The 19,955-nt window shown below is 70.4% G+C and carries 19 protein-coding genes and 2 pseudogenes; 8 read left to right on the forward strand and 13 right to left on the reverse strand.

The annotated features are described in order from the left end of the window. Nucleotides 1–112 precede the first annotated feature (112 nt). From cbiE to ACFYQA_RS35265, 6 genes are all read right to left on the reverse strand, one after another. Entirely contained in the window at nt 113–1,324 is a 1,212-nt protein-coding gene (gene cbiE / locus ACFYQA_RS35240) for a precorrin-6y C5,15-methyltransferase (decarboxylating) subunit CbiE (RefSeq protein WP_386399138.1), read from the reverse strand. Nucleotides 1,325–1,479: 155 nt separating this feature from the next. Beyond that, complete coding sequence (locus tag ACFYQA_RS35245; RefSeq protein ID WP_388926879.1) at nt 1,480–2,121, reverse strand: GNAT family N-acetyltransferase; 642 nt, start codon at nt 2,119–2,121, stop codon at nt 1,480–1,482. A gap of 219 nt (nt 2,122–2,340) precedes the next feature. Then, nucleotides 2,341–3,168 (reverse strand): MetQ/NlpA family ABC transporter substrate-binding protein, encoded by an 828-nt coding sequence (locus ACFYQA_RS35250; RefSeq protein WP_388926882.1) that lies wholly within the window; start codon nt 3,166–3,168, stop codon nt 2,341–2,343. 106 nt (nt 3,169–3,274) lie between these two features. Next, complete coding sequence (locus ACFYQA_RS35255; protein ID WP_388926885.1) at nt 3,275–4,033, reverse strand: methionine ABC transporter permease; 759 nt, start codon at nt 4,031–4,033, stop codon at nt 3,275–3,277. Beyond that, nucleotides 4,030–5,121: a methionine ABC transporter ATP-binding protein gene (locus ACFYQA_RS35260; RefSeq protein WP_388926888.1), complete on the reverse strand. Its 1,092-nt coding sequence runs from the start codon at nt 5,119–5,121 to the stop codon at nt 4,030–4,032. Before ACFYQA_RS35260 ends, ACFYQA_RS35255 begins: the two co-directional genes overlap by 4 nt. Nucleotides 5,122–5,544: 423 nt before the next feature. Continuing rightward, the gene (locus tag ACFYQA_RS35265) at nt 5,545–6,195 is read right to left on the reverse strand and encodes an HAD family hydrolase (protein WP_388926891.1); all 651 of its coding nucleotides are present in this window, start codon (nt 6,193–6,195) and stop codon (nt 5,545–5,547) included. Nucleotides 6,196–6,311: 116 nt separating this feature from the next. On the opposite strand from ACFYQA_RS35265, the gene ACFYQA_RS35270 reads away from it, so the two are divergent. Further along, nucleotides 6,312–6,671 (forward strand): hypothetical protein, encoded by a 360-nt coding sequence (locus tag ACFYQA_RS35270; RefSeq protein ID WP_388926894.1) that lies wholly within the window; start codon nt 6,312–6,314, stop codon nt 6,669–6,671. 1 nt (nt 6,672) lies between these two features. Further along, a complete protein-coding gene (locus ACFYQA_RS35275) occupies nt 6,673–7,101 on the forward strand; it encodes a hypothetical protein (protein ID WP_388926924.1) in 429 nt (142 codons plus the stop codon). 76 nt (nt 7,102–7,177) lie between these two features. Here the strand turns inward: ACFYQA_RS35275 and ACFYQA_RS35280 are convergent, their stop codons facing one another. The 3 genes from ACFYQA_RS35280 to ACFYQA_RS35290 all read right to left on the reverse strand — a co-directional run bounded on the left by ACFYQA_RS35280 (nt 7,178) and on the right by ACFYQA_RS35290 (nt 9,510). After that, nucleotides 7,178–7,675 carry a GNAT family N-acetyltransferase gene (locus tag ACFYQA_RS35280; RefSeq protein WP_388926897.1) on the reverse strand — a complete coding sequence of 166 codons (498 nt, stop codon included), beginning with the start codon at nt 7,673–7,675 and terminating at the stop codon, nt 7,178–7,180. Between the two features lie 57 nt (nt 7,676–7,732). Beyond that, a complete protein-coding gene (locus ACFYQA_RS35285) occupies nt 7,733–8,236 on the reverse strand; it encodes an RNA polymerase sigma factor (RefSeq protein WP_388926900.1) in 504 nt (167 codons plus the stop codon). Nucleotides 8,237–8,310: 74 nt separating this feature from the next. Beyond that, a complete protein-coding gene (locus ACFYQA_RS35290; RefSeq protein ID WP_388926902.1) occupies nt 8,311–9,510 on the reverse strand; it encodes a glycerophosphodiester phosphodiesterase in 1,200 nt (399 codons plus the stop codon). 504 nt (nt 9,511–10,014) lie between these two features. Between ACFYQA_RS35290 and ACFYQA_RS35295 the strand changes: the two genes are divergently transcribed. Then, nucleotides 10,015–10,686 (forward strand): lysophospholipid acyltransferase family protein, encoded by a 672-nt coding sequence (locus ACFYQA_RS35295; protein WP_388926905.1) that lies wholly within the window; start codon nt 10,015–10,017, stop codon nt 10,684–10,686. Between the two features lie 120 nt (nt 10,687–10,806). Here ACFYQA_RS35295 and ACFYQA_RS35300 read toward each other — a convergent pair whose 3' ends face one another. From ACFYQA_RS35300 to ACFYQA_RS35315, 4 genes and pseudogenes are all read right to left on the reverse strand, one after another. Further along, the gene (locus ACFYQA_RS35300) at nt 10,807–11,778 is read right to left on the reverse strand and encodes an aldo/keto reductase (protein WP_388926927.1); all 972 of its coding nucleotides are present in this window, start codon (nt 11,776–11,778) and stop codon (nt 10,807–10,809) included. A gap of 273 nt (nt 11,779–12,051) precedes the next feature. Continuing rightward, nucleotides 12,052–12,699 (reverse strand): annotated as a pseudogene (locus tag ACFYQA_RS35305) (RNA-guided endonuclease InsQ/TnpB family protein); the annotation flags it as partial. After that, on the reverse strand, nt 12,590–13,810 hold the full coding sequence (locus ACFYQA_RS35310; protein WP_388926907.1) for a hypothetical protein: 1,221 nt from the start codon (nt 13,808–13,810) through the stop codon (nt 12,590–12,592). The gene ACFYQA_RS35310 and the pseudogene ACFYQA_RS35305, both read right to left, overlap by 110 nt. Then, nucleotides 13,807–14,964, reverse strand: coding sequence for a tyrosine-type recombinase/integrase (locus ACFYQA_RS35315; protein WP_388926910.1), 1,158 nt, complete (start codon nt 14,962–14,964; stop codon nt 13,807–13,809). Before ACFYQA_RS35315 ends, ACFYQA_RS35310 begins: the two co-directional genes overlap by 4 nt. Nucleotides 14,965–15,051: 87 nt before the next feature. On the opposite strand from ACFYQA_RS35315, the pseudogene ACFYQA_RS35320 reads away from it, so the two are divergent. The 5 genes and pseudogenes from ACFYQA_RS35320 to ACFYQA_RS35340 form a co-directional block, all read left to right on the forward strand. Next, nucleotides 15,052–15,363, forward strand: a pseudogene (locus tag ACFYQA_RS35320) (Tn3 family transposase); the annotation flags it as partial. Between the two features lie 71 nt (nt 15,364–15,434). After that, nucleotides 15,435–16,508: a tyrosine-type recombinase/integrase gene (locus ACFYQA_RS35325; RefSeq protein WP_388926913.1), complete on the forward strand. Its 1,074-nt coding sequence runs from the start codon at nt 15,435–15,437 to the stop codon at nt 16,506–16,508. Nucleotides 16,509–17,825: 1,317 nt separating this feature from the next. Beyond that, nucleotides 17,826–18,896: a tyrosine-type recombinase/integrase gene (locus ACFYQA_RS35330; RefSeq protein WP_388926916.1), complete on the forward strand. Its 1,071-nt coding sequence runs from the start codon at nt 17,826–17,828 to the stop codon at nt 18,894–18,896. Further along, the gene (locus ACFYQA_RS35335) at nt 18,893–19,441 is read left to right on the forward strand and encodes a DinB family protein (protein WP_388926918.1); all 549 of its coding nucleotides are present in this window, start codon (nt 18,893–18,895) and stop codon (nt 19,439–19,441) included. Before ACFYQA_RS35330 ends, ACFYQA_RS35335 begins: the two co-directional genes overlap by 4 nt. Nucleotides 19,442–19,519: 78 nt before the next feature. Further along, nucleotides 19,520–19,861 carry a Tn3 family transposase gene (locus ACFYQA_RS35340; RefSeq protein ID WP_388926921.1) on the forward strand — a complete coding sequence of 114 codons (342 nt, stop codon included), beginning with the start codon at nt 19,520–19,522 and terminating at the stop codon, nt 19,859–19,861. Nucleotides 19,862–19,955: the final 94 nt, after the last annotated feature.

The following is a 19,955-nucleotide window of genomic DNA, read 5'->3' on the forward strand; positions in this document are numbered from 1 at the left end:
ACATCGGCCGACGAGTCGGCGGGCGTCCGAGTTGCGGTACAACGATCGGCCAGCCTACCGCGCGCGATACGACAACCCGCTCGCGGGGACGGCATCGGAACAGGGGGCTTGCTCAGACGGTACGCGTCGGCAGTACGCCGCTGAGCAGGAACGCGACGCTCCGTTCGGTCTCCGTCCAGGCCTTGGTGTCGAGTTCGACGGACTGCAGGAGAGCGCACTCGACCCGGTAGCCGTGCTCGGTCAGTTCCCGGCCGATCCGTTCGGCAGCGTCGCGGGTGGCGGCGTGCGTGACGATGCGCTGCGGGCGGCGGTCGGCCACCGCCAGGACCACGGCCGCTCCCCCGCCACCGACCCGGACGACGTCCGGTTCGGGGAGGTCTTCCAGCACCTGCGGGGCGGTGCCGTGCACGATCTGGAGCTGGACGCCGTGCCGGCGGGCGGTGGAGTCGGTGTGCGCGCAGGCCCGCGGGTCGCTGTCGACGGCGATGACCGCGGCGCCGGCCCGTGCCGCCTCGGTGGCGAAGGCGCCGCTCCCGCAGCCGATGTCCCATACGAGGTCGCCGAGTCCGGGTCCGAGCCGGGCGAGCTGGGAGACACGCAGCGGCTCCCGTTCGCCCTCGCCGAGGTCGCCGCCGTAGGCGTCGGCCGGCAGTGTCCAGCCGCGGGGACCGGCTGCGGGGTCACGCCCGGCGATCCAGCCGCCGGACGCGGTGGCGGCGGTCCGGCCGCCGATGACGATGACGACGTTCGGGTCGCGCCAGGTGTGGTCGGCGGCCTTGTCGGAGGTGACGACGCTGACCTGCTCGCGCACGGTGCCGAGTTCCTCGCAGATGACGAAGGTGCGGTGGACGCCCTCCATGAGCAGGCCCAGTTCGGCCGGGCCGGCGCCGGGAGACGTGAGAACCGCCACTTTGGTGTGGGCCCGGCATACGTTCACCGCGCGTCGCAGGGTTCGGGGATGTGCGACCACCACGTGTGCGTCGTCCCAGGGCATGCCGGCTCGGGCGAAGGCGGTGGCAACGGAGGAGACCGCGGGAACGACCTCGACCTCCAGGCCGAACTCAGGTGCGCGCAGGGTCCGTACGACACCGAAGAAGCCCGGGTCGCCGTCGGCGAGGACCACCGCCGTGCCGCGGTGACCGGCGACGCGGCGGGCGGCCAGGGCGGCACTGCCGAGCCGGATGCGCTCGGCGCCGGCGGGTACCTCGGGAAGTTCCAGGTGGTGCGCGGCGCCTGCCACCAGGGTGGCGGCGCCCAGTGCGGCGCGGGCCGCTGCGGTCAGCGGCGAACCGTCCCAGCCGATCACCGTGACCCGGTCGGCCATCGTTGTCAGTCTCCTGGTGTGCGCGGGGCGTCTTGGGTGTGCGGGGCGTGGTCGACCGCTCCGGCCTCGGGCGGGCTTGGTGAGAGTACCCGGTACGGCCATGAACCGGGGCGCCCCACCACCGGTCGCCCGTCCGGGAGGTTTCCGGAAGAGGCTCAGCTCCAGTCGGTGAAGGCGGTGAACTGTCCGGTGTCGGCCAGCTGTTCGGCCGATCCCTCGAGGTCCTCCGGCAGCAGGCTCCACACGATGAAGTCGGTGCGTACGTCCGTCCAGAAACCGTCGTCGCCGCGGACGTGGGCTATGCAGGCGTTGCGCAGGACTCCCTCGCTGATGCAGCCGATCTTCTGGGCGACCTGTTGCGAGGCGGTGTTGTCGGCGGCCGTGCGCAGCTCGACGCGTTCCAGCTTCTGGTCGCCGAAGAGCCATTGGGCCGTGGCCATGGCGGCCTCGGAGGCGTAGCCCTCGCCGCGCGCCCAGGGGGCGACGAGGTACGAGAGTTCGGTGGACCGGATGTGCCAGTTGGTCCTGGTGAGCTGGATGATGCCCACCAGGCGCTGGGTGAGGAACTCGGTGACGGCGAGGTCCAGTCCGCGTCCGGCCGCGCGTTGGGCGGGGGCGTGCTCGGTGATCCAGGTGCGGGCGGCCTGCTCGGTGAAGGGCCGGGGAACGTCGGTCCAGGCGGCGACCTGTTCGTCGTTCATCATCTCGGTCAGAGGGGGGACGTCGTCCTCGTCGAGGGGACGCAGCACCAACCGCTCCGTGCTGATGGAGATGTTGGGGAAGGTGCTGCTCGTCATGCGCCGCTCCGTAACCTTCGTGACCGTCGGACACCGCTGAACTGCCCAGCATGCAGCATGAAAGCACCGGCACGCACCACGGGGTCCACTCCGTGTGCCGGAGTGGACCCCGTGAGTGCCGAACGGGTGACGGGCGCGGCGCGGACGGCTGTGTGCCCCCTCGTGCGCCCGGCCGTGTCCCTGTGCCGGTGGTGCGCGTCGCCCGGATCGGACGGCGGATCAGAAGGCGGCGACGACCGAGCCGGCGTACTTGTCGTCGATGAACTTCTTGACCTCGTCGGAGGTGAGGAGCTCGGCGAGCTTCTTCACGCGCGGGTCGTCCTCGTTGCCCTCCTTGACGGCGAGGAAGTTGGCGTGCGGGTTGCCCTCGGCGGACTCGAGGACGAGGGCGTCCTCGGCCGGCTGGAGGTCGGCCCCGATGGCGTAGTTGCCGTTGACGACCGCGGCGTCGACGTCGGCCAGGGCGCGCGGCGTCTGGGCCGCCTCCAGCTCCTTGAACTTGAGCTTCTTCGGGTTCCCGGTGATGTCCGACGGGGTCGCCTCGAAGCCGACGCCGTCCTTGATCGTGATGATCTTGTTGGCGGCGAGCAGCTGCAGTGCGCGTCCCTCGTTGATGGTGTCGTTGGGGATGGCGATGGTCGCACCGCTCTTCAGCTCGTCGGCCTCCTTGACCTTCTCGGAGTAGAGGCCGAGCGGCTCCAGGTGCACGTCGCCGGCGGGCACGATGTGGGTGCCGTTCTTCTTGTTGAAGTCGTCGAGGTACGCCTGGGTCTGGAAGTAGTTGGCGTCCACCGAGCCGTCCTCCGTGGAGGTGTTCGGCGTGACGTAGTCGGTGACTTCCTTGACCTCGAGGTCGAGGCCGGCCTTCTCGGCCAGGTTGTCCTTGACGAAGTTGAGGATCTCGGCGTGCGGCACGGGGCTCGCGGCGACGGTCAGCGAGCTGGAGGCGTCGGACCCGGACTCCTCCTCCGAGCCGCAGGCGGTGAGGCCGAGGGTGAGGGCTCCGGCGGCGAGGACAGCGGTGGTGATCTTGACGGTGTTACGCACGAAAAGTGCCTTTCCTTCAGGGTGGTGCGGCCCCGACTCGGGGTGGTGCGGGGCCTTCGGGGAAGTGGGGATCAGGGGTGCGCGAAGGCTGAGGGCGGGGCCTGGGCTACCCGGCCTTGCCGACGTCGGCCGTCGCGGCCGTCGCGGTCGTCGTCGCCGGCTCCTTGGCCTTGAGCAGCCGCAGCCTCGGCCCGGAGCCCTGGCGTCCGCCCCGGTGGTGCAGGGAGCGGGCCGCGTAGTCGCCGGCGAACTGGATGAGGGAGATGACCACGGCGAGGACCGCCACGGTGATCCACATCAGTCCGGTCTCGAAGCGCTGGTAGCCGTAGCGGACGGCGAGGTCGCCGAGTCCGCCGCCGCCCACGGTGCCGGCCATGGCCGAGTAGCCGATGAGGGCGACGATCGTGGTGGTGGTGCTGGCGATCAGCGAGGGCAGTGCCTCGGGGACGAGGACCCGGCGGACGATCGTCCAGGTGTTGCCGCCCATGGCCTGCACGGCCTCGACGAGCCCGTGGTCCACTTCGCGTACGGCCGTCTCGACGAGGCGGGCGAAGAAGGGGATGCCGCCGATGGCGAGGGGCACGATCGCGGCCTCGCTGCCGATGGTCGTCCCGGTGATCCAGCGGGTGAAGCTCATCAGGGCGACCATGAGGATGATGAACGGCATCGAGCGGCCGATGTTCACGATCTGTCCGGTGGCCTTGCTCACCAGGCTGTTCTGCAGCAGTCCGCCCTTGTCGGTGAGGACGAGCAGGACGCCGATGGGGAGGCCGAGGACGACGGAGATCAGGGTCGACCAGCCGACCATGATCAGCGTCTCCCAACACGCCTGTTCCAGCAGCGGCTGCATCTGGGACCAGGTCACTTGGCATCCTCCTTCACGAGCGCCGACGGCGCCCGGTCCACCTGCTGTGCCTGCTGCACCTGCTGTGACTGCTGTGCCGGTTCGCTCTGCTCGACGGCCTCGATGTACAGCCCCTGTTCGCGCAGGAAGCCGATCGGTACCACGTTGTCCTCGTAGCGGCCCGGGAGTTCGATGCGCATCCTGCCCACCTGGAGGCCGCCGACGGTGTCGATGGCTGCGCCGAGGATCGAGATGTCGATGTTGTAGGTGCGGGACAGCTGGGAGATGACCGGCTGGGTCGCGCTCTCGCCCTGGAAGGTGATGTCCAGGACGGTGCGGTTGTCGCCCGACACCTCGCCGGCGACCGGGAACAGCGCGGAGGCCAGTTCGGAGCCGGGGGTCGCCAGGAGTTCGGTGACGGTGCCGGACTCGACGACGCGGCCGTGTTCCATCAGCGCGGCCGAGTCGCAGATCGACTTCACGACGTCCATCTCGTGCGTGATGAGCAGGACGGTCAGGCCGAGCTGGCGGTTGAGGTCGCGCAGCAGCGCCAGGATGGAGCGGGTGGTCTCCGGGTCGAGGGCGCTGGTGGCCTCGTCGGACAGCAGCACCTTGGGGTCGCCGGCCAGGGCGCGGGCGATGCCGACGCGCTGCTTCTGGCCGCCGGAGAGCTGGGCGGGGTAGGCCTTGGCCTTGTCGGCGAGGCCTACCAGGTCGAGCAGTTCCAGCGCCTTGCGGGAACGTTCCTTCCCCGACCGGCCGAGGATCTCCAGCGGCAGTTCGACGTTGCCCTGCACGGTGCGCGAGGAGAGCAGGTTGAAGTGCTGGAAGACCATGCCGATGCGGCTGCGCGCCTGCCGCAGCTCCCGGCCGGCCCGCGGCCCGCGCCCGGCCAGGGCGGTGAGGTCCTGCCCGGCGACGGTCACAGTGCCCGAGGTGGGGCGCTCCAGCAGGTTGACGCAGCGGATGAGTGAGGACTTTCCGGCGCCGGACTGGCCGATGACGCCGTAGACCTCGCCTTCGCGGACGTGCAGGTCGACGCCGTCCAGGGCGGTGACCTCGCGTCCGCGCGAGCGGTAGACCTTGGTGAGGCCCGAGGTGGTGATCACGTGGGTAACCGTCACTTTCGAGTGCGCGGCACGTCAGAGGAGCCGCGCGCGAGGCATTGAGGGGCGAAACCCAGGGGCCGGAAGCGGCCCGGACTCGGCACGGCCTCTCGCGAGCGGTGCGCAGGCAACCATGGAGAGACGTGCGTGCGGGGCGGGGTTCGGTACGCATGCGGAACACGGGGGACTCGCGTGCGGGTACGAACCGGCTCTCGCTTCGGGGCGCGAGGCTCAGGTGCTGCGGGGGCCCTCTAGAAGGCGCGCATTCGGAGCGGACACATACATCCGGCACCGAGCGGCACACGCGCTTCGGTGGCAGGGATGCGGTCGCTCGTCGTGGTCATGCGGCCAGTAAAGCAGATGTTCACCCCTGACCGGATGGGGCTGTCCATATTCCGGACAGCCGTGGACACCCGTGCTCGCACGTCAGGGCCGTGCGGTGATCTCCACTCCGGCATCCGTGACCAGTACGGACAGGGCCGACAGGTCCCCGACCACGAGATCGGCGGTCAGTTCGTGGGCCTGGTGGGTTGTGGCCAAGGCCACGGTGGTCATCCCGGCCGCCCGGCCCGCCTGGAGCCCGGCGGGGGCATCCTCGAAGACGACGCAGTGGGCGGGGTCGACGCCGAGGACGCGGGCGGCGAGCAGATAGGGCTCGGGGTCGGGCTTGCCCCGGGTGATGTCGTCGGCGGCGACGAGAGTCTTGGGCAGGATGCCGGCGGCGGCGAGGCGGGCCTCGGCCAGCCGCCGGGTCGCGGAGGTGACGACGGCCCAGCGTTCGGCCGGCAGCGCGTCGAGGAGGTCCCGGGTGCCCGGCAGCGGGATCGCGCCGCCGTTCGGCACGTCCTCCACCTCCAGGTCCTCGATCCGTGCGACGGCCTCGGGCACGACATGGGCGGGCAGCAGGTCGGCGGCTATCTCGACGGCCGGGCGGCCGTGCAGTTCGATCCGCCCGAACTCCTCGGCCGTGATCCCGTACTCGACGGCCCACCGGGTCCAGCAGCGCTGCACGGATTCGAGGGAGGAGACGAGGGTGCCGTCGTTGTCGAACAGGAGGGCTCGTGCATGGATGGTCATGCCATCGACCCTACGGCCCCGCCGTGCGCAGGCATGCCCGTGCCCGGTCCCACCGCACACGGGCATGGGTGGGGCCGGGCGCGGTGGGACCATTCCGGCGTAATAAGGTCGCTGCCATGCTTGATGCCCTGACCCTGGCGACCGGCGTCGCCGCGCTGCTGCTCGCCGCCTGGTGCGGCTGGGCCGCCTACCGCGACCAGCCGACGAAGGACTGGCACTTCATCGGCATGGCCGTGGTCACCCTGCTGACACTGGTTCAGCTGGTGGTCGGGATCGTGCAACTGGCCCGGGGCGAGGAGCCGGAGCAGGGGACCGTCATCTTCGTGGCCTATCTGCTGGGCTCGTTCGCGTGCGTCCCGGCGGCGGGCTTCATGTCGCTGGCCGAGCGCACCCGGTGGGGTTCGATCACGGTCGCCGCGAGCGGTGTCGTGCTGGCCGTGCTCGAGGTGCGGCTCCATGACATCTGGAAGGGCTGAGATGACCGTGACGGAACAGGAACCGGGACGGAAGCCGGGCGGGACCCGGCTGATCGGCGGGCCCGGGCTGCTGCTGGTGTGGCTGTACGGGGTGATGGTCGTCGGCGCCGTGTCGCGTTCCGCGTACCAGATCGCCACCGAGTTCGACCGGGCACCGCTCGCCTACTCGCTCTCGGCGATCGCCGGAGTGGTCTACGGCTTCATCACGTACACCCTGGTCCGCGGCGGGGAGACGGCCCGCAGGGCGGCGCTGGTGTGCTGTGCGGCCGAGCTGGTGGGCGTCCTGACGGTCGGTACCTGGACCCTGGTGGATCCGTCCGCCTTCCCCGACGCGACCGTGTGGTCGGACTACGGGATGGGCTACCTGTTCATCCCCGTGCTGCTGCCTCTCACCGCCCTGTACTGGCTGCGCAAGGCCCGCACGGCGTGACGGGCGTGCCCCGGGAGGACGCCGGGGGACCGTGCCCGATCGGGCACGGCCCGTCACCCGCCCGGCGCTCTCCCCGTCAGGCGGTGGCCACGTACGTATCCGCCGTCTTCTCCAGGACGATCATCGGTACGCCGTCCGGGCCCCGGGACGTCCCGACCCGCTGGTAGCCGACCTTGCTGTACAGCTGGAGGTTGCTCTCGCTGCGGTGACCGGCCTGGAGACGGAACATCCTGGCGCCCCGCTCGTCGGCGAGGGCGGACTCGGCGGCGCGCAGCAGCCGGGCGCCGATGCCGTGGCCCTGGAGGCGGGGGTGGACGCAGAGCTTGCCGATGGCCGCGGCGGCGTCCTCGGTGCTCCTGCCGTGCACCGAGCCGACGATCTCGTCGCCGAGCCGGGCGACGAAGACCAGGTCGGCGGTGACCTCTTCGCGGACCGAGTCCAGGCTCTGGACGAGCGGAGCGATGCGGTAGTTGCCGTACAGCGCCGCTTCGCTCTGGAAGCACAGGTACTGCAACCTGAAGATCTGCTCGGCGTCCTGCTCCGTCGCCGCAGAGATGGTCACGCTCATGCCCATGTGTGCACGCCTCCCGCTCACCTGATCACCTGTGGTCCCTCACTCCTATCCCCGTCCTCACCCGGATGCAACCTCCGGCGCGAGTAAACGACGCAGACATCCAAGACATCTGGAGCGTTCCGGCCCCAGGCTGCCTTGTGAGATACCCAACTCCCCTGCGATGTCCCGGTATGTCGGGTCGTGCGGGGACAGCAGGGCCTCCAGCAGCCGAGGGCAGCGGCCGGGCAGCCGGCGCACCGCGTCCCGCAGGACGCGGCGGCGGGCGGCGGCGAGGGCGAGGAGTTCGGGGTCGCCCTCGCCGGTGCCGGCGGGGTCGGCGAGGTCACCGGCCCACGGCGTCTCGTGCCGGGCGGTGCGGCGGATGCGGCGGGCCTCGGTGCGGACGGTCCGGCGGAGCCAGCCCGGCGGGTCGTGCGGCGGGTCGTGCGCGTCGAGGCGTTCCAGGAGCCGCAGCCAGACCGTCTGTTCCAGGTCGGCGGGTTCGGTGCCGGACGCGTACGCCTCGGCGGAGGCCTCCGCGATGAGCAACGGACGAAGGGCGGTGACCAGGTCGTGCGTCATATGCGCAACGACGCCGGCCGCCCCGGCGGGGTTGCCGGGGCGGCCGGAACTCACCCCGACCGGGGCGGAACTGCTCAGCCGTTGACGAAGTCCTCGCGGGCCAGCAGACCGGTGTCCGGGTGGTCGGTGAAGACGCCGTCGATGCCGGTGGCGAAGTAGGCCCGGAAGGCGCCGAAGACGTCGCCGTAGGCATCGGGGTCGCCGCCCTTGCGGAAGTTCGCGGGCAGGAAGGGGTTCTCGTTGCGCATCGTGTAGGGGTGCAGGATCAGCCCGGCCCGGTGCGCGTCACGGACCAGGGTGGTGGGCTCGGTGAGGTTTCCGGCCGCGTCCTTGGGGATGACCAGGTCCAGGGTGGGGCCGATGCCCTGCGCGTAGGAGGCGATCTCCTTGAGGCCCTTCGGCGTGACGAGGTCGGCCACCTTGCGCGGGTCGCCGTTCTCCACGAAGTCCCAGGGGCGGCTGTTCGCGCCGGAGAGGAGCACGGCGAGCGGGTTGCCGACGAGCCGGCTCATCCTCTGGATGCTGGTGGGCTCGAAGGACTGGACGATGACGGGCGAGTTCTTCTTGTCCTTGCCGTGCCTCCGCAGCAGCCGGGCAAGGAGTTCCTCGGTACCCAGACCCAGCTTGCGGAAGTAGGTGGGGTGCTTGAGTTCGGGGTAGATCCAGACCTGCTTGCCGCGTTTGCGGGTCTGCTCGTTCTGCCAGCGGAGCACCTCTTCGAAGGTGGGGATCCCCCAGCGGCCGTCGTAGAGGGTGTTGTGCGGGCGGTTGGCCGGAATACGCTCGACGGCGCGGAGCCGCCCCAGTTCGGCGAGGGTGAAGTCCTCGGTGAACCAGCCGGTGACGGAGACGCCGTCGAGCAGCTTCGTACGCTCGCGGCCGGCGAACTCGGGGTGGTCCGCGACGTCCGTGGTGCCGCCGATCTCCGGCTCGTGCCGACAGACGAGGTGGCCGTCCCTGGTGGGCACCAGGTCGCCGGCCTCGACGATGTCGGCCCCCAGGTCGAGGGCCAGGTCGTAGGCGCCGAAGGTGTGCTCGGGCCGGTATCCGCTGGCGCCCCGGTGGCCGATGACCGTCGGGACGGGAAGACCCTTGAGCCCTCGTCCGCCGCCGGGCCGGGATGCGCCGGGCCGGGCCTCCGCGGCTCTCGCCGTGCCGCCCAGTCCGAGGACCGTACCGCCCGCGCCGAGCACCGCCGCCCCGAGGAGAGCGCGCCGTCCGGTCCCTCCGGTCGCCGTTTCGTCCGTCCGCTCGCCCGACTCCTGCGTTCCCATGGGGACCCTCCTGCCGTTGGCCGTCAGTGCGGGGCGATCGTAGGGGCGCGTACATGACGAACGGGAGACCGCGGCCGGAACACGCGGGTGATACGGGGATACGGGATGCCACACGGGTGAGCCGCAACCCGAACGGGCGTATGAGGCAGGAGGTCTGACATTCCGTCGGGTTCGGGGGCGCCGCGCCGGGGTACCCGGTCCGTCCGGAGGACCGGCGGCGCGCCTCCCGCGGATCGGGGGGTCGCGTGTGGTTTCCTCCGGGCCGTGCCCGGACCCCGGACCGACGGCGGTCGTACCCCGACCGGCGGCGCCGACTCCCCCGGACGCGACATGTCTCACATCCCGGCGGGTGGGTTACGGGCGTGCAACATCGTTTCACCGCAGGTGAACATGCGTAGACACTGTGCAATACCTGGGTGAACCCGACGTGCGGCGCCCCCTCGGCCGCGAGTAATGTCCTCACCTGCACAGACTCATACCGCATTCCCGACACCGGAGGACCCGTTGTCCCGCTTCACGCTCATCAAGGCAGTGCTCGGCCCGGTCATGCGCCTGATGTTCCGCCCCCGGGTGGAGGGCCTGGAGCACATCCCCGGGGACGGTCCGGTGATCCTGGCGGGCAACCATCTCACCTTCATCGACTCGGTGGTCCTGCCGGTGGTCTGCGACCGTCAGGTCTTCTTCATCGGCAAGGACGAGTACGTCATCGGCAAAGGGCTCAAGGGCCGGCTGATGGCCTGGTTCTTCACCGGCGTGGGCATGATCCCGGTCGACCGCGACGGCGGCCGGGGTGGGGTCGCGGCGCTGATGACGGGCCGTCGGGTGCTGGAGGGGGGCAAGGTCTTCGGCATCTACCCGGAGGGCACCCGCTCCCCCGACGGCCGTCTTTATCGGGGCCGCACCGGCATCGCGCGGCTCACCCTGATGACGGGCGCGCCCGTCGTCCCCTTCGCCGTGATCGGCACCGACAAGCTCCAGCCGGGCGGCGCGGGCATGCCCCGGCCGGGCAGGGTCACGGTCCGCTTCGGCGAGGCGATGGAGTTCTCCCGCTACGAGGGCATGGACCGCGACCGCTACATCCTGCGGGCGGTGACCGACTCGGTGATGACGGAGGTCATGCGCCTGTCCGGGCAGGAGTACGTGGACATGTACGCCAGTAAGGCGAAGGCGGCCTGACACCCGACGCCCCGTGACCCCCGTCGGGGCAGGGGCGCCGCGGCCTTACCGGCGCCCCTGCCCCGACGGTTTCGCCGGAGCCGGTGTCCCCGGCGGCGGCCGGCACGGGGCAGGGGCTCCTCAGTGCCAGGCCAGCCGTGCGCGCCGCTCCCAGTACGCGTGCGGGTCCTCGGGCAGCCCGGCGAGGCGGGTGAGCTGGTCGTCGTCGAGGTCGACGACGGCCGCGTGCAGGTTGGAGGCGAGCTGCGCGGTGGTGGCGGCGCCGGAGAGGACGACGTCCGCCCAGGGCCGGCGCAGTACGAGCGCGAGGGCGACGGCGTCGCACGCCAGGCCGGTCTCCTCGGCGACGGCCCTGAGCGCGTCGGGGGCGTGGGCCGCGGCCAGCCGCCCGTTGGCCATGCCCTCCTTGACGATCACCGTGAGCCCGGCGTCATGGGCCTCGGCCAGGGCGGGCTCGGCGGAGGTCTCCAGCGCGTTGTACGTGGACTGGACGGTACGGAAGAGGGGTTCGCCGTCGACGGTGACGGCGAGCGCGGCGCGGATGGCGTCGGCCTGGGCCGGGCCGCTGGTGGAGAAGCCGACCGTGAGGCCCTGGGCTGCCGCCTCGGCGAGCCGGCCGTGGAGGTCCTTGTCGGCGAGGGCGGGGCTCTCGGGGGTCACCGAGTGGATCTGGTAGAGGTCGAGCCGGCCCCCGAGCAGTGCGTCGGACTCGGCACGCTGCCGCTCGTAGGCGGCTAGGGAGTGCTCCTTGATCTCGTGGTGCTCGGCGTCGGTGGACCAGTCGGCGGTGTACGTGTAGCCCCATTTGCTGCCGATGACGACGTCGTCGGCGTCGGGCCGCTTCGTCAGCCAGTCGGCGAGGAACTCCTCCGACCTGCCGTACGAGCGGGCCGCGTCGAAGTAGCGGACGCCCTGGGCGTAGGCGGCGTCGAGGAGGTCGTGGGTACGGGTGCGCAGGGCCTCGACACTGCGGTCGGCGCCGAGGTCGTCGTCACGGCCCAGGTTGATGTAGCCGGGCCGGCCGACGGCGGCGAGTCCCAGGCCGATGTGACAGGTGGGGGTGGTGGCTGTGGCCAGACGGGCGAAGGGCATCGGGGCTCCGTTCGGTCGGCTCCTTGAGGCTGCCGGACCAACTTGACGTACTCCCTGGCCTAAAGTCCAGGGATTCCGGCCTGGGTCGGCTGACCCTTCCGGGGGCTTCCTGCTCCACCGCGCTGTGTGGGCACGTGTGCCCGTCTTACCGGCGCTCCACGAGGCGTTTGGCGTCTCCGCCCGTCCGGCGGCGACGATACGGCGTCCTTCGAACAGGACGTTGCGGGCCGCGTTGTGGTCGCGGTCGTGCACGGTGCCGCACACCCCGCACGTCCACTCCCTCGCGGGCAGGGGCTTGGGGCCGTCCCTAAATCCGCAGGCCGAGCAGAGCTGGAAGGACGGGAAGGCACGGTCGACCCTGGCGAAGGCACGCCCGTGCAGAGCCGCCTTGTACTCCAGCACGCCGACGAACGCGGACCATCCCGCGTCGTGCACGGACTTGGCCGGCCGGATCCGTGCGAGGCCGGACACCGCGAGGTCTTCCACATACACCGCTTGATTGTCGCGGATGATCCGTGTGGATGCCTGGTGGTGGAAGTCCCGGCGCCGGTCCGCTACCTTCGCGTGCTGGCGGACGACCTTGATGCGGGCCTTGGCCCGGTTCTTCGATCCCTTGGTCTTGCGGGACAAACCCCGCTGGAGGCGCTTGAGCCTCTTCTCCGCCCGGCGCAGGAAACGCGGGGCGCTGATCTTTGTCCCGTCGGAGAGGACGGCGAAGGCGGACAGGCCGAGGTCGAGACCGGCGTCGGTCTGCGCCTCGGGGAGGAGGTCCGGCTCGGTGTCCACGACGAAGCTGAGGAAGTAGCGGCCACTACTGTCCCGGGTGCCGGGCAGGGATGTGGGTGCGGCCGGAAGCCGGCGCGACCACCTGACCTTGAGGTGACCGACCTTGGCCACGTACACCGTGCCGCCCGCCTTCAGGGAGAAGGCGTTGGTGTTGGCCTCGGTGTCCTGTCTCTGACCCACGGTGCAAAGTAGCCGCCGCTCCCTTCTGCCCTCCCGTTGCTTCGTGTCCGGCCGGTTCGTTAGGCCGAACGAGTAGTCGACGGAGGGGAGAGCGTTTATGCGCCGGGAGTGGTCGCCAGAGGACGTGGTGGCGTGCTGGACGCCGGTGGGCAGTGACTGGGACCTGGTCGCGAACAAGTCCGGCCCGACCAGGATGGTGCTCGCCGAGCCAGTCCCCGAAGCGGCGGATCGCGAACTCCAGCTTGTCCACGGTCGACGGACGGTCGGTCAGCCGCCGGGCGGCGAGCCACTTCTCCGCGACGGCCTGCATCTGCGGGGGCAGTACCAGCGGTGGCTTCCAGGACGGCATCAGCTTGCGGGGCTCCGTCGCGACCTGGCCGCGGTGGTAGAGCACGACCTGCAGCTGGTGGAGGTGGGTGATCCAGTTCTTTGCGGCGCCCCCCAGGTAGCGCTGCCGGGACGGGTAGAACCGCTCCAGGTCCGGGTGGTCGGCGAAGAACCGGATCGCCTGCAGGGCCTCGGCGATGTGGTCCTCAGTGATCGCGGTGACGTCGAAGATGCCGGTGTGCAGGGCGATGCGACTGACCGACCAGTGCATTGCCTGACGGGCCGAGTTCGGGTTGAAGCCCAGGTTGATGGCGTCGTCGACGAGCTGCTTGGCACCGAGGCCGATGCCGAGCGCGGCGGCCGGCTCGATGATCGCGAGCTGTCCGGGGGCGAACAGCCACGGGTAGTCGAACGTCGTGTAGCCGCGCAGTCCGAGGTAGACCAGGTAGGTGCGGGCCCGGAAGGACACCGGGTAGGCCGGGCGGTGGTACGACTCGCCGTGCAATCGGCCGACCCGCTCGACCAGCGGGGTCCCGAACCTGCCGGACAGCTTGGGCCAGCGCCCGACGAACTGTCGGCGGAACCGCAGCTTCATCAGCTGGTACTGGCGGTTGCCGTCCTGACCCTGGACGTAGGCGCGCCACTCCTCCTCCGGGCAGTGCCGTCGGCTGCGGCGCTGGTGCGGAATGGAGCCGGGGCTGGCCAGCATGGCCGCCGTGGAGACGGCCCGGGCCCTCACTTCGCCTCCCCAGTCACCGCGCTGTGCCCGCCGAGGGCGCGGTTGTACTCGGCCACCACGGCCGGATCGGAGACCCGGGTGTAGATGCGAGTCGACTCCGGAGAGGCGTGACCGAGTCGCTTCTGCAGCGTCCGCTCCCGCATCCCGCCCTCCCACATGCGCGTGGCGTGAGTGTGCCGCAGCGCGTGCGGGGTCACCCCGGGCTCGCGGATCCCAGCCCGGGTGCAGGCACGGGAGAACATCCGCACCAGGCCGTCGTAGCCGAGCGGCTCCAGCCTCCGGGCACCGCGGCCGCCGATCAGGAACACCAGTGGCGTCGCCGCGTCCGTGGGCCGGTCGCCCATCACGTAGGCACTGACCGCAGCCAGGGCCTCGGGCTCGTGCAGGTCCACCACCCGCTCGTAGCGTGACTTCGACCGCGCACCCTTCGGGTGGTCATCGCGGTGTCGGATCACCACCCGTCGCCTGCCGTGGGCGATGTCCTCCAGGTGCAGACCGAGGACCTCCCCGGGCCGCAAGCCGCCCTGGAGCATCAGCAGGACCAGGGCCCGGTCCCGCACCGACCGCAGCTCGCCGAGCAAGGCCCTGACCTGGACCTCGTCCAGCGGGCGGGGCAGCTGCTGGACGTTCTTGACCCGGACCGCGCGGCGCACCGGCCGCTGCCGGCTGGCCCGCCCCATGAACGGTTGGTGCCGCTCGGACACCCGCTGCAGAACCGGGGCCGGCCGCTTCTCGATCGGGTTGGCCCGATCCAGTAGACCGGCGAGAATCACATACTCGTAGAAGGAGGACACCGCGGCCAGGATTCGGTTCACGGTGGTCGCCGCGAGCTTGGTGGCCGGCCCGTCCGGGGTGACCGTGGCGATGGTGAGCACCATGCGGTGCCGCGGGCGACGCGAGGGCACCGAGCGCAGGTACTCCAGCAGCGGGATCGCGCGCGGCGGGGCGAACTGGTCCCAGGTCAGGCCACGCTCGCCGAAGAACCGCCACAGGTGTCGCAGGTCGTAGGCGTATGAGACGAGCGTGTTCGGCGAGCAGTCCCGCGCGGCCAGGAACCGCAGGAAGCCGGAGACAACCTCGATCGGCTCGCCCGCGTCGTCGAGCAGCTCGACCAGGTGCGATCCATTGTCTCGACGGTGGTGCAGGACGCGCACAGGAACCTCCGAAACAGCCCCGTCTGACGGCCTGTCCGGCCGCTCTTCCGGGCTAACGGGGCGTGAGGTGTCCAGGTAACAACATTGGTCGGGTTCGCCTTCACCGAGCTGCTCAACTTCCGCCTACTGCCGAGGCTGAAGAACATCGGCAGCATCCGCCTGTACCGCCCGGACGACGCCCCGCCCGGCTGGCCCGCGCTCGGCGGCTCGCTGACCCGGCCGATCCGCTGGGACCTGATCGAGCAGCAGTACGACCAGATGGTCAAGTACGCCACCGCGCTCCGCCTGGGGACGGCGGAGGCCGAGCAGGTGCTGCGGCGCTTCACCCGCGGCGGCCCCAAGCACCCCACCTACCAGGCCCTCGAAGAACTCGGCCGCGCCGCACGCACGGTCTTCGTATCAGTTACGTGGAATCACGCCGCAGGGTCCATCCTGTGCCCCGCGGCGTCACCACGAACTGAGGAGATCCATTGGGCAACTCAACGGTGCCGGAGGAGAAGTGGCCGATCCTGGGACGGCATGGGCGGGCGGCCGAGTGGCTGCGTATATGGGCGGACCTGGGCCGGGCCTCGCGCACGATCGACGCGTACGCCCGCGGGCTGGCCGAGTACCTGCAGGTGTGCGAGCGGGAGGACGTCGACCCGGTGGCCGCGAGCCGCGCGCATGTCGCCGTGTTCGTCCGTGAACTCACCAACCGGCCCAGCCGTCGGGGTGCGAACGTACTGGCCATCGACTCCGGCGCCGGGCTGGCGAACGCGACGCTGCAGCAGCGGCTGGTGCCGGTCCGGCTGTTCTACGACTTCCTGATCGAGGAAGGGCTGCGCGAGTCGAATCCGGTCGGACGGGGCCGCTACACGCCTGGTCGCCGGTTCGGCGGCCACCAGCGCGGCCTGGTGCCCCGCCTGACCAAGCTGCCGTGGATACCCGGGGAACAGCAGTGGCTTGATGTGCTGTCCGTCTTCCGGGACGAGCCGATACGCAACCGCGTGATGCTCGCGCTCGCCTACGACGCCGCCCTGCGGCGCGAGGAGTTGTGCTCGCTGCGGACCGACGATCTGGACCCTGCTCGCCGGACGCTGCGGATCCGGGCGGAGACGACGAAGAACCGGCTGGAGCGCGTGGTGCCGTACTCGGCGGCCACTGGTGCCCTGCTGTCCCGCTACCTCGCCCACCGGACCACCGTCAGCCGGGCCCGCGGGCCGCTGTTCCTGTCGGAGTCGCGCCGCAACCACGCCCAGCCGCTGAGCCTGTGGACCTGGTCGAAGGTGGTCCGCCGGGTCGCGCTGGCCGCCGATGTTCCGCGGTTCTCCACGCACACCACGCGACACCTGCGTCTGACGGACCTGGCCCGCATGGGCTGGGAACTGCACGCCATCGCCACCTTCGCCGGCCACCGGAACACCGACTCGACGATGACGTACATCCACCTCTCCGGCCGCGACCTGGCGGAGAAACTCAACCAGGGCATGGAACAGATCCACTCCTGGCGGGTGGACATGCTGGCCCGCCTCGGCGGCGATGCTCCTGCGGGAGGCCGCTCGTGACCGCTCCCGCCCTGGCCCCGGTCCCCGAAGCGAGCGACCGTCCCACCTGGTCGTGGCCGATCGCCCCGGACCGCTACAACCGGCGCCCCGACCTCACCGCCCTCGAACTGGAGGCGCTTCGCCGCCTCGGCATGAACCTTCGGCGCCGCCGCAACTACGACCGCGACGCCCCCGAGTGGCCCACGATCGCCCGTCTCCTGCGGCCCCTGGACGACGCCCGCGCCGCCATGCGCTGCCCGGACATCCCACATCACCGCCGGGCCATCACCGACGCCATCGGCCTCATTCTGCTGCGGGCGGCGGAGCTGGAGACCGCCTATTGGGCCTGGACGCCACAGGAGTGGCTGCGACTGATCGGCACCAGCGTCGACGAGTTCGAACAGCCCTGGCCCGGCTGGATTGACGGCACCGTCCGGCCCTACGTCGCCGCCTACGGCTACCTGCTCTGCGGCTTCACCGACTTCGACCGCCTGGGCCCCTTCAACCGGCTCGCCCTCACCTGGCGCGTCTTCGGCAAGCAACCCGTCGACCGCTCCATCGAGCAGATCACCAACGTCCTCGGCCGATGGGGCTACCGCATAGGCCGGGGCGAGGACCAGCGGCTGCCCACCGTCCTCTGCCAGGCCTTCCTGCTCAACCGCAGCCCCCTGCTGGAGGACCTCACCACCGACGCCTTCGCCCGCCTGCGCAAAGACTCGGCGTGGGCACGCTGGCACACCGGCTCCCTGCACGGCATACAGCGGGCCGTGGCCTCGCTCGGCCACTGCGACCCGCCATCCCTGTCCAAACACGGCAGCATGCCCGCGATCGCGGGCACCGCGGAGACCTGGGCGACCTGGGTCGAGCGCTGGTACGACACCTCCACCCTCACCTTGAAAGTCCGCCGCACCTTCCGCGTCATCATGGCCAAGGCCGGGCGGTGGCTCGCCGAGGAGCATCCCGAGATCGCCGAGCCGAGCCAGTGGACACGGCAGACCTGCGCGGCCTGGGTCGCCAAGGTCGACCGCCTGACCGTCGGGGAGTACGTCCAGCGCGAGTTCGGGCTCAGCAAGCGCGACGGCGAGCCGATATCCCCGCGCACGAAGGCCGGATACCTGCCGGCCACCAGGACCTTCTTCCGGGACTGCCAGGAGTGGGAGTGGATCCCCCGGCGGTTCGATCCCGCTCGGGCCCTGGCCACCCCACGCAGCGTCCACGCGCTCATCGGCCCGAACCCCAGAGTGATCGCGGACGACATCTGGGCCAAGCTCCTGTGGGCCGGCCTCAACCTGGAACCCGAAGGCCTCCCCCGCGAACTCCAGCGGCCCGTGCTACCCGATGGAGCTCATCCGCGCGGTCACGCTGACCTGGCTGTTCAGCGGCCAGCGCAGCGACGAGATCGCCCGCCTGCGGGTGGGTTGCATCCGCTGGCAGCACGACGGCGCCCCCATCCCCGGCGACTCCCACGACGTGCTCGCCAAGGACGCCGTCTGCCTGCTGGACGTGCCCACCCACAAGACCGGCACCGCGTTCACCAAGCCCGTCGATCCGCTGCTCGGCCAGGCCATCGAGGCATGGCAGGCGATCCGCCCCGACCAGCCGAAGATGCTGGACCGCAAGACCGGCGAGCACGTCGACCTGCTCTTCGCGATGCGGGCCCGCCGGGTCGCCAAGACCTACATCAACGGGACAATCATCCCGTCGCTCTGTCGCAAGGCCGGTGTCCCGGCCGCCGACGTCCGCGGAAACATCACTGGCCACCGGGCCCGCTCGACCATCGCCAGCCAGCTCTACAACGCCAAGGAGCCGATGCCCCTGTTCGAGCTGCAAGCCTGGCTCGGGCACCGCTCACCGGAAACCACTCAGCACTACGTCAAGATCACCCCGAACAGGCTGGTCAAGGCATACAGCGACGCGGGGTACTTCGAGCGCAACGTCCGCACCATCGAGGTCCTCGTCGACCGGGACGCGGTCACCTCCGGCGCCGCCGCCAGCGGGGAGCCCTGGCAGTACTACGACCTTGGCCACGGCTGGTGCACCTACACCTTCTTCGAGCAGTGCCCACACCGCATGGCCTGCGCGCACTGCGACTTTTACACCCCGAAGGACTCCTCCAAGGGCCAGCTGCTGGAGGCCAAGGAGAACCTTCAGCGCATGCTCGCCTCCGTCCCCCTCAGCAAGGAGGAACGAGCAGCGGTCGACGACGGCCAGGCCGCCCTCGACAAGCTCCTCGACCAGCTCGCCGACGTCCCTACTCCAGCCGGGCCGACACCCCGTCAGTTCGGACTTCCAGCCACAGCGACTCCGCTGCCCATCATCGACGTCACCCAAGGTCCCGCAGCGAGCAGACCCGATGTCAGTGGTGCCTGTCAGGCTCAGCCCGACTCCGACCAGGAAGGCAGACTATGACCAGCGCACCCGCCCCCAAGCACTACGCACCCCGGTGGAGCAGCGATACCCGTGGCACGCCGCCCGCCGTGGGCGGCGAGCGAGAAACGCTGAGCGCGGTCCTGGACTGGCACCGGGCCACCTTCGAACTCAAGTGCGCTGGCCTGCTACCAGAGCGGCTGTCCGAACAGGCGGTGCCGCCGTCCGCACTGTCCCTGCATGGCCTGGTACGGCACCTGGCCGGCGTCGAACGCTGGTGGTTCCGCATCCAGTTCGCCGACGAGGACGTCCCGATGCTCTACTACTCCGACGAGGACCCCAACCAGGACTTCGACAGCCTGGACGGTGACGTCGACGAAGCCTTCGCCGTCTGGCGGGCAGAATGCGAACGATCCCGGCAGATCACGGCCGCCGCAGCGTCGCTGGACGAAACAGGGATCCGCAAGCGGACCGGCGAACCGATCTCACTCCGCAGGATCATGGTGGACATGATCGCCGAATATGCCCGACACAACGGTCACGCGGACCTACTGCGCGAGCGAATCGACGGCTCCACCGGGATGTGAGCACGGAGCATCCTGCCGTCCGGCTCAACCATCCCGGCGCACTGACCTGCGAGGTTTGACAGATCCTGATTCCACAGAATGGCCCGCTACCTGCGACTTCGGGACCTTCAGCGGGAGATCGAGGAGGGCCTGAACGTGATGGAGTCCTCCAACGGCGCGAACTCCGTGATCGCCTACGGCAAGGGCGGGGAGATCGCCTCGAACCGGCGCGACGAGCAGGAGATGTTCGTCCTGTGCCTGCGCATCCTGCAATCGGCCCTGGTCTTCGTGAACACCCTGATGCTCCAGGACATCCTCGGCGACCCGGAGTGGGCGGACCTCCTCACGCCCGCAGACCGGCGCGGCCTGACCCCGCTGTTCTGGTCCCACGTCCGGCCCTACGGCGAGGTGAAACTCAACTTGACATCCTCCCCCTCCTGAAGGACTCCGTTGGGAAATCCGTGAATCGGTGTTGGCGGATGGCCTGGACTGTCAGGATCGGTATGTCGTCGATCAAGGGGGTCGGGTGTCGCTG

Origin of the sequence: Streptomyces sp. NPDC005774 (genome assembly GCF_042871645.1) — a bacterium.
In the GTDB taxonomy this organism is placed as follows: Bacteria; Actinomycetota; Actinomycetes; order Streptomycetales; family Streptomycetaceae; genus Streptomyces; species Streptomyces pratens.